Below are 13,366 nucleotides of genomic sequence, written 5' to 3'. Positions count from 1 at the left end.
GGGGTTGGGAAGGCTCAGGGTTGGACGAAGGCGATGCCGACCCGCTGGGAGGCGGCCAGCAGGTGGGTCTGCATGGCGCGGCGGGCCTGTGCGGCGTCGCCGGCGACGATGGCATCGACAATGGCTTGATGTTCGTCGGCGGGCTGCCACACATGCTGGCGGTCGGCGAAGGGCAGGCGCAGGCTGAAGGCCAGTTGCGCCTTGAACTGTTCGGCGATCGCGCCCAGGGCGGGGTTGCCGCTCAAGGCGGCGATGGCCAGGTGGAAGCGCAGGTCGGCATCGGCGGCCATGACCAGGTCGCAGGCGGTCAGCGCCGCCTTCATGCCCGCCTGGCACGCGTGCAGCGCCGACAGGTCGGCCGCGGCGGCACGCTGCGCGGCGAGGCTGGCGCTGGCCGGCTCGACCACGTAGCGGAGCTGGAAGATCGCCGCCGGCGGCATGGCGTTCGGACCGGTGGGCAACTCGTCGGGGGGCGGGCGGGTGCCGGCGGTGACGAACACCCCCTTGCCCGCCTGCGAGCGGACCATGCCGAGCGCCTCGAGCATGGAGATCGCTTCGCGCAGCGAGGCGCGGCTGATGCCCAGCGCGTCCGACAGCTCGCGTTGGGACGGCAGGGCGGTGCCCGGGGCGTAGTCGCCCGAGAGGATCCGGCGTTGGAGGGTTTGCGCGGCGATGTTTGAAATGCTTGGCATGGGCTTCACTGTTCAGACTGGTCAGACCAGTTGGAAATCTGTTAGCAGGTCATGTGCCAGTCGGCGGGCGTGGGTCGAAAGTTTTCGCTAATTGCTTGTTGTTTCTGGATAAATCGGGCGGCTTTGGCGATGGGGCACGGGTCGCGGCGGGGTTGCACCGCTGCGCGGAACGCCCGTCGCGGCATGTTTCTGGTGCATGACTCGCGGCGCCGCGCCGTGCTGGTGCGCGGCGGGCGCCGGTGTCACACCGACAGCGCCTCGCGCACGCCGTGGGCCACCATCTGGTCGCCACGCCCGCGCAGGATGATCTCGCCGCGCTCCATCAGCAGGTAGTGGTCGGCCAGCGATTCGGCGAAGTCGTAGTACTGCTCGACCAGCAAGATCGCCATCTCGCCGGTGGCGGCGAGGGTGCGGATGGCGCGCTCGATGTCCTTGATGATCGAGGGCTGGATGCCTTCGGTGGGCTCGTCGAGGATCAGCAGCTTCGGCCCCATCGCCAGCGCCCGGCCGATGGCCAGTTGCTGCTGCTGGCCGCCCGACAGGTCGCCGCCGCGCCGGCGCATCATCTTGAGCAGCACCGGGAACATCTCGAAGATGCGATCCGGCAGCGTGGTGCGCGCCGGGCAGGTGGCCAGCCCCATCTGCAGGTTCTCTTCGACGGTGAGGCGGGGGAAGATCTCGCGCCCCTGCGGCACATAGCCGATGCCGGCCTTGACCCGGGCATAGGACGGCGCGCGGGTCAGATCGCGCGCCTGTGCGTCGACCGCCAGCTGGATGCTGCCGGTGGCGCTCGGCACCAGGCCCATCAATGTCTTGAGCAGCGTGGTCTTGCCCACGCCGTTGCGCCCGAGCAGGCAGGTGACCTGGCCCATCGGCACCTCGAAGCTGAGGTTGCGCAGGATGTGGCTGCCGCCGTAGTACTGGTTGAGGTTGTCGACGGTGAGCATTGCGCTTCGCTCCATGGGGGTGATGGGTTATTGGTGATGAGTGATTCGTGGCACGGCGCGGGCTTTGACCAATCACCCATCACCAATGACCAATGCCCGGGCCGCGCTAGCGGCCCAAATACACCTCGATCACACGCGGATCGTTCTGCACCTTGGCCAGGCTGCCTTCGGCCAAGACCGAGCCCTCGTGCAGCACGGTGACCTGACCGCCGAGCGCCTCGACGAAGCTCATGTCGTGCTCGACCACCACCAGCGAGTGCTGGCCGGCGAGGCTCACGAAGAGCTCGGCGGTGCGCTCGGTCTCTTCGTCGGTCATGCCGGCGACCGGCTCGTCGAGCAGCAGCAGCCGCGGTTCCTGCATCAGCAGCATGCCGATCTCCAGCCACTGCTTCTGGCCGTGCGAGAGCAGGCCGGCGGGGCGGTCGGCCTCGGCCTGCAGGCGGATGCGCTTGAGGGTGTCGGACACGCGGTCGCGCTCGTCGCCGGTCAGCTGGGCGAACAGGCTCTTCCACACGCGCTTGTCGGTCTTCATCGCCAGTTCGAGGTTTTCGAACACGCTGTGGTTTTCGAAGATGGTCGGCTTCTGGAACTTGCGGCCGATGCCGGCATGGGCGATCTCGGGCTCGCTCATGCGTGTCAGGTCCAGCGTCTGGCCGAAGAAGGCCTTGCCGGTGTCGGGCCGCGTCTTGCCGGTGATGACGTCCATCATGGTGGTCTTGCCGGCGCCGTTGGGGCCGATGATGGCGCGCAGCTCGCCGGCGTCGATGGTCAGCGACAAGTTGTTGAGCGCCTTGAAACCGTCGAAGCTGACCGAGATGTCTTCCAGGTAGAGGATGACCTTGTGCGTCAGGTCCAGCTCGCCGGGGCGCAGCACGCGGCTGTCGCTGGCGCGGCCGGAGGAGGCGATGGTGTCATGCATGGCGGTGCTCATGCGCGGGCTCCTTGGGTCGAGGCGGCGGGCGGCGGGGTGTCGGCGGCCGGTTGTTCCGTGGCGACTGCGGGGGCGGTGCCGGTAGGCGCCGGGGCTGCAGGGCGGCGCGCGCGCAGCTTGCGCCACAGGCCGACCACGCCGTCGGGCAGGAACAGGGTCACGCCGATGAACAGGAAGCCGAGGAAGAACAGCCAGTAGTCGGGGAAGCTGACCGTGAAGAAGCTCTTGGCCAGGTTGACGATGAAGGCGCCGATGACCCCGCCGATCAGCGTGCCGCGCCCACCCACGGCCACCCACACCGCGATCTCGATGGAGTTGGCCGGGCTCATCTCGCTGGGGTTGATGATGCCCACCTGCGGCACGTAGAGCGCGCCGGCCAGCGCGCACAGCACGGCCGACAGCGTCCACATCGCCAGCTTGTACTGGGTCGGCTGGTAGCCGATGAAGCGCACCCGCGATTCGGCATCGCGGATCGCCGCCAGCACGCGGCCGAACTTGGAGGTGACCAGATAGCGGCCGAGGATCAGCACCGCGATGAGCAGTGCCGCCGACAGGCCGAAGAGCACCAGGCGCATCTGCGGCGAGGTGATGTCGTAGCCGAGAATCCGCTTGAAGTCGGTGAAGCCGTTGTTGCCGCCAAAACCCGTTTCGTTGCGGAAGAACAGCAGCATGGTGGCGTAGGTCAGCGCCTGGGTGATGATCGAGAAATACACCCCCTTGATACGCGAGCGGAAGGCGAACCAGCCGAAGACGAAGGCCAGCAGCCCCGGCACCGCCACCACCAGGAACAGCGCCCACAGGAAGGAATCGGAGCCGATCCAGAACCACGGCAGCTCCTTCCAGTCGAGAAACACCATGAAGTCGGGCAGCATCACGCCATAGCTGCCGTCGGTGCCGATCTGGCGCATCAGGTACATGCCGAAGGCGTAGCCGCCGAGGGCGAAGAAAACGCCGTGGCCGAGCGACAGGATGCCGGCGTAGCCCCAGATCAGGTCCATCGCCACCGCCACCACGGCGTAGCACAGGATCTTGCCCATGAGGGTGACGGTGTAGGCCGACACATGCAGCGCGCTCGATTCGGGCAGCAGCAGATGCGCGGCGGGGATGGCGATCCAGGCGATGGCGGCGAAGATCGCCAGCGCCAGCCAGGCGGTGCGCGGCAGGCTTTGGAAGAGGCGGACGGTGAGCGGTGTTCTCATGGGGTGATCCCTCGAGCAGCAGGTTGGCGGGTTGAAACCCGCCCTACGGCGCGGTGGTTTGTTGTAGGGCGGGTTTCAACCCGCCACGCGATGGCCGTCATGTTCAATCCTCCACGAACCGCCCCTTGAGGGCGAACAGGCCCTGCGGGCGCTTCTGGATGAAGATGATGATGAACACCAGCACCAGGATCTTGGCCACCACCGCGCCGGCCCAGCCTTCGAGGATCTTGGTCATCAGGCCCAGGCCCATGGCTGCGGTGACCGCGCCGGCGAGCTGGCCGACGCCGCCGAGCACCACCACCATGAAGGAATCGACGATGTAGCCCTGGCCCATGGCCGGGCCGACGTTGGCCACCTGCGACAGCGCGCAGCCGCCCAGCCCGGCGATGCCGGCGCCGATACCGAAGGCCAGGGTGTCGATGCGCGCGGTGGGCACGCCGACGCAGCCGGCCATGGCGCGGTTCTGTGTGACGGCGCGCACGAACATGCCCAGGCGGGTCTTTTGCATCATCAGCCACACCAGGAGCAGCACGAAGATGGCGAAGCCGATGATCACCAGCCGGTTCCATGGCAGCACGATGTCGGCAAAGCTGCTGACGCCGCCGCTCATCCATGAGGGGTTGGCCACCTCGACGTTCTGCGGGCCGAAGATGACGCGGGCGGTCTGGATCAGCACCAGCGACAGGCCCCAGGTGGCGAGCAGGGTTTCGAGCGGGCGGCCGTAGAGCCAGCGGATCACGGTGCGTTCCATCAGCATGCCGACCGCCGCGGCGGTGAGGAAGGCGACCGGCACGGCGGCCAGCACATAGCTGTCGATGTAGCCGGGCAGATGGGTGCGGAACAGGCCCTGCACCACATAGGTCGCGTAGGCGCCGACCATCAGCAGCTCGCCATGCGCCATGTTGATGACGCCCATCACGCCATAGGTGATGGCCAGGCCGAGCGCGGCGAGCAGCAGGATGGAGCCGAGCGACAGGCCGGTGAAGGCGGTGCTGGCCAGGTCGGCGATCGCCAGGCGGCGTTCGATGGCCAGGATCGAGGCCTTGGCGGCGGCGCGCACCTCGGCGTCGGGTTCGGCGAACTGGCCGTTGCCATCCTTGTCGAGCAGCGCGGCGAGCATGGCCTTGACCGAGGCGTCGGACGAGTCGCCGAGCAGTTCGGCGGCGCGGATGCGCTTGGCCGGTTCCGCGCTGGCCAGGTTCACCCGCGCCACGGCGAGCGCCAGGATGGCGCGGATCTCCTTGTCCGGCTCGGCATCGAGCGCCGGTTCGAGGATCGGCATCAGCGCTTCGCCGGCGCTGTCGCGCAGCAACTGGGCGGCGGCGAGGCGGGTGGCGCGGTCGGTGGCGCGGATGTTGGTGGCGGCCTTGGCGCTTTGCAGCGCGTTGCGGACGCGGTTGTTCACCATCAGCGGCTCGGCGTCGTCCGGGTAGGGCGCGATGGCCGAACCGCTGGCCGCATCCAGCGCGCCGGTGTCGGTAAGGATCACCAGCCGGCCGTCGCCGGTCAGCGCCAGCGCCTCGTCGGCCAGCGCGTCGAGCAGCGCCACGCTCTGCGCGCTGCCTTCGGCGCCGAGCTCGGCAATGGCGGCGATGCGGGTGTCGGAGTCGTCCGCGGCGAGTCGGGCCAGCGTCTCGGCCGAGGGCGCGGCATGCGCGCTGCCGAAGGCGCAGCACAGCGTGAGCCACAGGATGCGCAGCAGGTGATGCAGGGATGGGGACATGGTGTGTGACCGTCTGGTGCCTGAGCCGAACCCACGCTCGGCATGGGCTCGGCTCAGGCCCCCGCCGGGGCGGGGGCTGCGGGCGGGATCAGAGCTTCTGCTTGCCTTCGTTACCCGCGATGTACGGGCTCCACGGCTGGGCGCGGATCGGCTCCTTGGTTTTCCACACGGTGGAGAACTGGCCGTCGGCGCGCACTTCACCGATCAGCACCGGCTTGTGCAGGTGATGGTTGGTCTTGTCCATGGTCAGCGTGAAGCCGGAGGGCGCCTTGAAGGTCTGGCCGCCGAGCGCCTTGATGACCGCATCCACATCAGTGGTCTTGGCCTGCTCGACCGCCTGCTTCCACATGTAGATGCCGACATAGGTCGCTTCCATCGGGTCGTTGGTGACCACGGTGTCGGCGTTGGGCACCCCGTTCTTCTTGGCCCAGTCCTGGTACTTCTTGATGAAGGCGGCGTTGGTCGGGTTCTTCACGCTCATGAAGTAGTTCCACGCCGCCAGGTGGCCGACCAGCGGCTTGGCATCGACGCCGCGCAGCTCTTCTTCACCCACCGAGAAGGCGACCACCGGCACGTCGGTGGCTTTCAGGCCGGCGTTGCCGAGTTCCTTGTAGAAGGGCACGTTGGAGTCGCCGTTGATGGTCGATACCACGGCGGTCTTCTTGCCGGCGGCGGCGAACTTCTTGATGTTGGCGATGATGGTCTGGTAGTCGGAGTGCCCGAAGGGGGTGTACTCCTCCATGATGTCTTCGTCCTTCACGCCCTTGCTGTGCAGGAAGGCGCGCAGGATCTTGTTGGTGGTGCGCGGGTAGACATAGTCGGTGCCCAGCAGCACGAAACGCTTGGCCTCGCCGCCGTCCTTACTCATCAGGTATTCGACCGCGGGGATCGCCTGCTGGTTGGGCGCGGCGCCGGTGTAGAAGACGTTCTTCTCCAGCTCCTCGCCTTCGTACTGCACCGGGTAGAAGAGCAGGCCGTTGAGTTCCTTGAACACCGGGTTGACCGACTTGCGCGACACCGAGGTCCAGCAGCCGAAGGTGACCGCCACCTTGTCCTGGCTCAGCAGCTGGCGCGCCTTCTCGGCGAACAGCGGCCAGTTCGAGGCCGGATCGACCACCACCGGCTCGAGCTGCTTGCCCATCACGCCGCCGGCGGCGTTGATTTCGTCGATGGCCATCAGGGCCACGTTCTTGAGCGCGGTCTCGGAGATCGCCATGGTGCCCGACAGCGAATGCAGCACGCCGACCTTGATGGTGTCGGCCGCGTGGGCGAGGGTCGAGACGGAGCCCATGGCCGCCAGCGAGGCGGACAGGGTCAGGGCCTTGATGAAGGAACGGCGGGTATTCATGGATGAGTCTCCCTATGGGCTGAAGTCGGCGCCCGGCCGAGATCGAGCGGGCGAGGCAATGCATGACTGGCAGCTTAGGGAGCGGTGCCCCCTGGCGGAATACGCAACATGGCGTAGAGGGCGGTGGGGTGGTCCTGCCCGACCTCTTTCGGGGAGCGGGGGTGTGGCGTGAGCGCCTGGCCAAAGGGCGGATCGGGGAGATGCATTGTTCCGCCCGATGGCCGGGAGTACGATCAAGCCGGTCGATGGCGCTTGGGGGCTGACGTGAAAAACATCGGTGCCGGACTGGCCTGGGGGAGCGCGTGCGTGTTGATGGGGCACGGGCCGGTTGCCGTGGCCGCGGACGCGGAGAACGCGGGGGCCGAGGATCCGCGCCTGGGCGCCGTGGTGGTGACGGCGGTGCGCGACAGCATGCGCACCGCGCTGCAGATCAAGCGCGACACCGTCGAGATCAGCGACTCGGTGGTGGCCGAAGATATCCACAAGCTGCCGGATTACAGCGTGGCCGGGTCCTTGCAACGGATCACCGGGGTACAGATCACCCGCGACCGCGGCGATGGCGACCGGGTCGTGGTGCGCGGCCTGTCGCAGGTCGAGACCCTGCTCAACGGCCGCGAGATCTTCTCGGTCAACGACGCCGAGGACTATGGCCGCAGCCTCAATTTCGCCGCCGTGCCGTCCGACCTGGTGTCGCGCATCGATGTCTACAAGAGCGCGTCGGCCGATCATCTGGACGGTGGCGTGGGCGGCACCATCGACCTGCGCACCCACCGCCCCTTCGACTTCGCCGGGCACAAGGTGTCGGTGACCGCCCAGGGGCTGCACGGCGACCTGGCCGAGCAGGTCGGGCCCAAACTGTCGGTCTTGTTGAGCGACCGTTGGCAGAGCGCCGGGTGGGGCGAATTCGGGGTGCTGCTCAATGTCTTCCAGCAGAAGCGGTATTACCGCGAGGACAAGAAGGACACCGGTGCGCCGCTGGCGCGCACGGACATCGTTCCGGTGCGGACGGTGTTCGTCAATGGCGGCACCTCGGAGTATGTCAACCTGGGCGATCGCGAGCACAGCGGCGGCAATCTGGTGATGCAGTGGCGCCCAGTGGACAACCTGGAGCTCTATGCCGAAGCGAGCTATTTCGACTTCAAGACCACCGAGGACACCCATCAGCTGAATGTGGTGGTGGACGGGAGCACGAGCTTCGTGCCGGGAAGCGCGGTGCTCTTCCCCGGCACCGACGATCTGCAAAGCATCACCTGGACGAATGCGGCGCTGTCGCAGCTCAGCTTCATCCGCGATACGCTCGATCGGACCCAGCAGGCGGCGGTGGGGGGAAGTTGGACGGGCAAGTCGGCGAGCGTGCGGGCCGACCTGTCCTACACCAAGAGCATCAACCGCCTGGTGTTCTTCGGCCCCTTCCTGTCCGGCACGGTCGCGCAGTTCTCTCAGGACATGAGCGGCAGCGTGCCGTCCACCTCGGTGTCCGGCACCGATCTGAGCGACCCGGCGACCTATACCGGTGCGACAGTCGGCTTCGCCAACCGGCCGTTCGCGGGTGAGCTGTTTGCGGCGCAGCTGGACGCGGAGTATTTCCCCGACGACAGCGTCATCGAGTCATGGTCGGCGGGCGTGCGCCATGCCCGACGCCGCGGCACCAACGCCCCTGGGCAGATCGGCGATTTTCCGGCGGCGGGTCTGAGCGTCCCGGGCGCGGCGGCGCTCGGGCTGGTGGGGGCGCCCTCTTACGACAACTATCTGCGCGGCGAGGGCGGCGCCAGCATCGACAACTATCTGGTCAGCAATCTTGATGGTGCCAGAGACATCGCCACCTACCGCGAGGCCTTCGGCATCACCTCGTCCATCGCCACGCAGGGCAATCCGCTCAGCCTGTGGACGATCGACGAGGTGAGCACCGCGCTCTACACCAAGGCGAGCTTCGTGGGCCGTACGCTGCCGATCGACGGCAATGCCGGCCTGAGGGTGGTGCATACCCGCGAATCGGTCGATGGCTACCGCTCCGTGCCGGCCGCCGGCGGGATCGCGCCGGTGCGTGTCGACAGCACCTCGGTCGATTATCTGCCCAGCCTCAATCTGCGCTACGAGCTGGACCCGGGCCTGTACCTGCGCGCCGCGGCATCGAAGACCATGACTCGGCCCAAGCTCAGTCAGTTGTCGCCGTCGACGACGCTGTTCCAGAACATCGTGACGCCGGCCTTGAGCAGCGGCAGCGGCGGCAACCCCGACCTCGAGCCGGTGCGCGCCAACAACCTCGACATCGCCGTGGAAAAGTACATCGACGCCCACAGCGCCGTGCATGTCACGGCGTTCTGGAAGCGCGTGCGTGGTTTCGTGACGTCGGTCAGTGCCGCCGAAGTGCACGACGGTGTGACCTACCAGGTCACCCGTCCGCAGAATGCCGGCACCGGGCATATCCGCGGCATCGAGGTCGGCTATCAACAATTCTTCGACTTTCTGCCCGGAAAGTGGCGTGGTTTGGGTATTCAGGCCAACTATACTTACGTCGATAGTGGTAGTACCAGTATCATCGTCGGGCAGACCGTGCCGTTGCAGAACCTGTCGAAACACAGCGCCAACCTGGTCGGTATCTATGAGCGCAGCCGATATTCCATGCGCGTGGCCTACAATTGGCGGGACGACTACCTCAGCGGCGTCACCAATGTTGTCGGTGTCGGCGCCGTGCCGGTCATGACGCAGGCCTACGGGTGGCTGGACGCCTCTTTTCGCTACCGTCTGGATGATCGTTTGACACTCGCCATCGAGGCCACCAATTTGCTCAAAACCCGACGAGACGCCAACTACGATTCGCGCACGCGGCCGAGGCGCAGCGAAACCAATGACGCCCAAGTGGGGGTCGCACTTACTTTGGCATTCTGACGGGAGGCCTGCGCGTCCCGTCTTGCGTCGGCGGACGGGTAGAAGGGCGGGGAGGCAGCGCGTGGGCAAACCGATGGTGATCGATTGCAATGACTATTGAGAAAGGCGCCATCGGCCGGGTGATTCGCCTTGTGTTGCTGCTGGGGGCGGGCTGGGCCATGACCCTGTCGGCCCAGAGCGGCGGCGATGCGGGCCCGATCCTGAACGAGATCTGGCGAATCCGCATCCTGGCGGAAAATAACATCCCTCAGGCATACAGCGACGCAAAGTCCCTGCTGGAGGGTCTGCCGAACGATGCCAGCCCGGTCGAACGCAGCGCGGCATTGAACGTGCTGGCGCGCGCCGAGCGTTCTTTCGCTCTTGCCGGGGAGGCGGATCGCCATGCCCGGGAGGCCCTGGCGCTTGCCCGTACGCATGGCGATGCGGTCGGTCAGGCGGAGGCCTGGCTCAACATTGCCGAAAACGCGATCAACCTGGCGGATCTGGATGCCGTCAAGCAGGCGCCCGAAGAGGCGCTTGCCGCGCTCGAGGGCGTTCAAGGACGGCCCGATCTGATGGGTGAGGCCATGATGCGCTCGGCCATGGTGTACATCCGCTTCGGCAAGCTGGAGGAAACGGTGGCGGTCGCGATGGAGGGCATGGAGGTCGCCCGGCGAAGCGGTGACCCGTTGATGTTGGCCTATGCCCATCATGCGCTGGCAGTGGCCTTCGATCAGACGCATCGCAAGCGGGAGGCGCTGGAGCATTTCACGCGCATGCGCGATAGCGCCCGGCAGATTCCCTCCCGCAAGCTCGAGGCGAGTGCCTTGAACGGTATGGCCGCCATGCTCGGAAAACTGGATGGCGCCAAGGCCGCAGAGCCCATGTTGCGCCAATCGGTCGCCTTGCACCGGGAGGTCGGAGGGCCGTTCTACCTCGGCCACGGACTCTTTACGCTGGCCGAAAACCTGCGCGACCAGGGTCGCCACGCCGAAGCGTTGGAAGCCATGGGTCAGGTGCTGGAGATCCATGCACAGCACAACAACCGGATCGGCATGTGGTGGGTGTATTTCACCCGCAGCAACTATCACGAAGCGCTCCACGATCTCGACGCGGCGATGGGCGATGCCGAGCAGGCGGATGCGATTGCCCGCAACATCGGCCTGCCGGTGTACGCGGCGCGAAGCCTGGACCGGATGGCCCAGATTGCTGCGGCCCAGGGCGATCATCGTCGCGCCTTCGAGCTGGCCACACAGTCGGCGGCCGTGACCCGGGAGGACGAGCAGGTCCGTATCAGCGGTCGCGTCATGGAGCTGACCCAGCGCTACCGCGAGGAAAGCAACAAACGGCACATTGAGGCGCTGGAGCGTCTGAGCGAGCAACAGAACGCCCAGTTGCATGAGCAGAATCTCCAGCGGCGGTGGCTGATCGTCGTGCTCGTGCTCAGCATCGCAGCGCTGGCCGTGACGATGTATCTGCAGCGCCGCTTGCGCCACTCGCTCGGCCTGCTCTCGCAAACCAATCTGAGTCTGGAGCGATCGCGCGACGAACTGACCCGACAGCGGGGCATTTTGCAGTCGGTCCTGGACAGCATGGGCGATGGGGTGGTGGTGGCGAACGCATCCAGCGAGCTGCTGTTGATCAACCCCGTGGCCCGACGGGTGCTGAATCTGACCGACGAGCTGCCCGAAGGGCGCATGGCGCCGGATCGGTTCGGCTTGTATCTCGACGACAAGGTGACGCGCTATCCGGCATGCGACCTTCCCCTGGCCCGCGCGATCCGCGGCGAGTCGTGCGACGACGTGGAAATCTACGCCTGCAACGACGCGATTCCGGAGGGGCGGTGGCTGAGTGTCAACGCGCGTCCGCTGCAGGATCGGTCCGGCGGCGCCCATGGCGCGGTGGCGGTTTTCAGCGATATCTCGGCGCGCAAGCGCGCCCAGGCGCAGGTGGAGCTCAGCGCCCAGGTCTTCGAGCAGAGCGCCGAGGGAATTCTCATCTTCGATACCGAGCGGCGCATCCTGTCGGCCAATCGTGCCTATTGCGTCGTGAGCGGCTATGCCCCCCACGAGTTGCTTGGCCGGCGACTGTCCGAGCTGTCCGAGGGGGCACTCGACAGCGACCAGCATCGCCAGCTGTGGTCCGGCATCTGGCGCCAGGTCGACGGCAACGGCCAGTGGCAGGGGGAGGTCCAGAACCGGCGTCGCAGGGGCGAGCTGTATCCAGCCTTCATTTCCGTCAGCGCCGTGCTCGATACGCATGGCATGGTGAGCAACTACATCTGCATCTGCCGGGACATCAGCCAGCACAAGGAGGCGGAGCAGCATATCCGGCAGCTGGCCTACTTCGATGCCCTGACCGAACTGCCCAACCGCTCACTGTTCAACGACCGCATCGCGCAGGCCATCTCCCATGCCCAGCGTGAGCAGCAGCCCTTGGGCGTGCTGTTTCTCGATCTCGACCGCTTCAAGAACATCAACGATTCGCTCGGCCACCATGTCGGCGACGAGGTGCTGGTTGAGACGGCGCGGCGTCTCGAGCGCATCAAACGCGCCGAAGATACCGTGTCGCGGCTCGGCGGCGACGAGTTCATCCTCCTGTTGCCCGGCGCGGACAGCGATGGCGCCGCGCATGTGGCCGGCAAGATCATCGACGTGCTCGCGGAATCGTTTCTGGTCGGTGCGCACGAATTGTCGGTCACCCCCAGCATCGGCATCAGCATGTACCCGGCCGATGGCGATGGGGCGGGGGTGCTGATCAAGAATGCGGATTCGGCCATGTACCGGGCCAAGCAGGACGGGCGCAATACCTTCCGCTTCTTCACCCCGGAAATGTATGTACGTGCGAACCGGGTGCTGCAGCTGGAAAACGCCCTGCGCCACGCCTTGGAGCGCGATCAGCTGGCCTTGCACTATCAGCCGCAGATCGACCTCCGTTCCGGGCAGATCATCGGCTGCGAGGCGCTGATGCGCTGGCACAGCCCGGAATTCGGCATCGTGTCGCCGGCCGAATTCATCCCGATCGCCGAGGACAGCGGCCAGGTTCTGGCGATCGGCGAATGGGCGCTGCAGACCGCCATCGGTCAGGCCAAGGCCTGGGAGCGCGCAGGGCTGCCGCCGCTGACCATGGCGGTCAACCTGTCGGTGGTTCAGTTCCGTCAGCGCAATCTGGCCGAGACCGTCCAGCGCATTCTCGAACAGAATGCGCTGGCGTCGTCGAGCCTGGAGCTCGAACTGACCGAGCGGGTCGCCATGGACGATCCGGTCACGGCGGTCGACATCATCAACTGCCTGCACCGGCAGGGCGTCAAACTGTCCATCGACGATTTCGGCACGGGGTATTCGTCGCTCGCCTACCTCAAGCAGCTCAATCTCCATCGCTTGAAGATCGACCGCTCCTTCGTGCGCGACATCGCGGACGATCCGGACGACCGCGAGATCGTCCGCACCATCATCGCGCTGGCGCGGGGCCTCGGTTTGCGCACCATCGCCGAAGGGGTGGAGACATGCGAGCAGCGGGACATCCTGGCGCAGGAGGGCTGCGACGAGTGCCAGGGCTACTATTTCGGCAAGCCGATGCCGCCGGAGGCGTTCATCGACCTGTTCGGCAGCGATCCGGAAAGGGCCGATGGCGTCGTCGCCGCTTGAGGGCGCGCGCG

General features: G+C 66.5%; 8 protein-coding genes. 2 read left to right on the top strand and 6 right to left on the bottom strand.

Features of this window, described 5'->3' with window-relative positions:
• Positions 1-14: 14 nt before the first annotated feature.
• From I8J34_RS11340 to urtA, 6 genes are all read right to left on the bottom strand, one after another.
• Positions 15-692, bottom strand: coding sequence for a FadR/GntR family transcriptional regulator (locus tag I8J34_RS11340; protein WP_214361519.1), 678 nt, complete (start codon positions 690-692; stop codon positions 15-17).
• A 242-nt stretch (positions 693-934) separates the two neighbouring features.
• Positions 935-1,639, bottom strand: coding sequence for an urea ABC transporter ATP-binding subunit UrtE (gene urtE / locus I8J34_RS11335; protein ID WP_214361518.1), 705 nt, complete (start codon positions 1,637-1,639; stop codon positions 935-937).
• Positions 1,640-1,745: 106 nt separating this feature from the next.
• Positions 1,746-2,558: an urea ABC transporter ATP-binding protein UrtD gene (urtD, locus tag I8J34_RS11330; protein WP_230411808.1), complete on the bottom strand. Its 813-nt coding sequence runs from the start codon at positions 2,556-2,558 to the stop codon at positions 1,746-1,748.
• A gap of 8 nt (positions 2,559-2,566) precedes the next feature.
• Entirely contained in the window at positions 2,567-3,769 is a 1,203-nt protein-coding gene (urtC, locus tag I8J34_RS11325) for an urea ABC transporter permease subunit UrtC (RefSeq protein WP_214361516.1), read from the bottom strand.
• A 103-nt stretch (positions 3,770-3,872) separates the two neighbouring features.
• A complete protein-coding gene (gene urtB / locus I8J34_RS11320; RefSeq protein ID WP_214361515.1) occupies positions 3,873-5,492 on the bottom strand; it encodes an urea ABC transporter permease subunit UrtB in 1,620 nt (539 codons plus the stop codon).
• Between the two features lie 88 nt (positions 5,493-5,580).
• Positions 5,581-6,840: an urea ABC transporter substrate-binding protein gene (gene urtA / locus I8J34_RS11315; protein WP_214361514.1), complete on the bottom strand. Its 1,260-nt coding sequence runs from the start codon at positions 6,838-6,840 to the stop codon at positions 5,581-5,583.
• 264 nt (positions 6,841-7,104) lie between these two features.
• Here urtA and I8J34_RS11310 point away from each other — a divergent pair, with 264 nt between their 5' ends.
• Positions 7,105-9,729: a TonB-dependent receptor gene (locus I8J34_RS11310; RefSeq protein ID WP_214361513.1), complete on the top strand. Its 2,625-nt coding sequence runs from the start codon at positions 7,105-7,107 to the stop codon at positions 9,727-9,729.
• Positions 9,730-9,818: 89 nt separating this feature from the next.
• Positions 9,819-13,355: an EAL domain-containing protein gene (locus I8J34_RS11305; protein ID WP_214361512.1), complete on the top strand. Its 3,537-nt coding sequence runs from the start codon at positions 9,819-9,821 to the stop codon at positions 13,353-13,355.
• Positions 13,356-13,366 lie beyond the last annotated feature (11 nt).

The organism is Denitromonas iodatirespirans (genome assembly GCF_018524365.1).
GTDB lineage: Bacteria > Pseudomonadota > Gammaproteobacteria > Burkholderiales > Rhodocyclaceae > Nitrogeniibacter > Nitrogeniibacter iodatirespirans.
This window is presented reverse-complemented; position numbering and strand designations above follow the sequence as displayed.

What these genes read in the sequence shown, in the direction of transcription:
- I8J34_RS11340 (WP_214361519.1), bottom strand. Translation starts at nt 692, where the DNA reads ATGCCAAGCATTTCAAACATCGCCGCGCAAACCCTCCAACGCCGGATC.
- urtE (WP_214361518.1), bottom strand. Translation starts at nt 1,639, where the DNA reads ATGCTCACCGTCGACAACCTCAACCAGTACTACGGCGGCAGCCACATC.
- urtD (WP_230411808.1), bottom strand. Translation starts at nt 2,558, where the DNA reads ATGCATGACACCATCGCCTCCTCCGGCCGCGCCAGCGACAGCCGCGTG.
- urtC (WP_214361516.1), bottom strand. Translation starts at nt 3,769, where the DNA reads ATGAGAACACCGCTCACCGTCCGCCTCTTCCAAAGCCTGCCGCGCACC.
- urtB (WP_214361515.1), bottom strand. Translation starts at nt 5,492, where the DNA reads ATGTCCCCATCCCTGCATCACCTGCTGCGCATCCTGTGGCTCACGCTG.
- urtA (WP_214361514.1), bottom strand. Translation starts at nt 6,840, where the DNA reads ATGAATACCCGCCGTTCCTTCATCAAGGCCCTGACCCTGTCCGCCTCG.
- I8J34_RS11305 (WP_214361512.1), top strand. Translation starts at nt 9,819, where the DNA reads ATGACTATTGAGAAAGGCGCCATCGGCCGGGTGATTCGCCTTGTGTTG.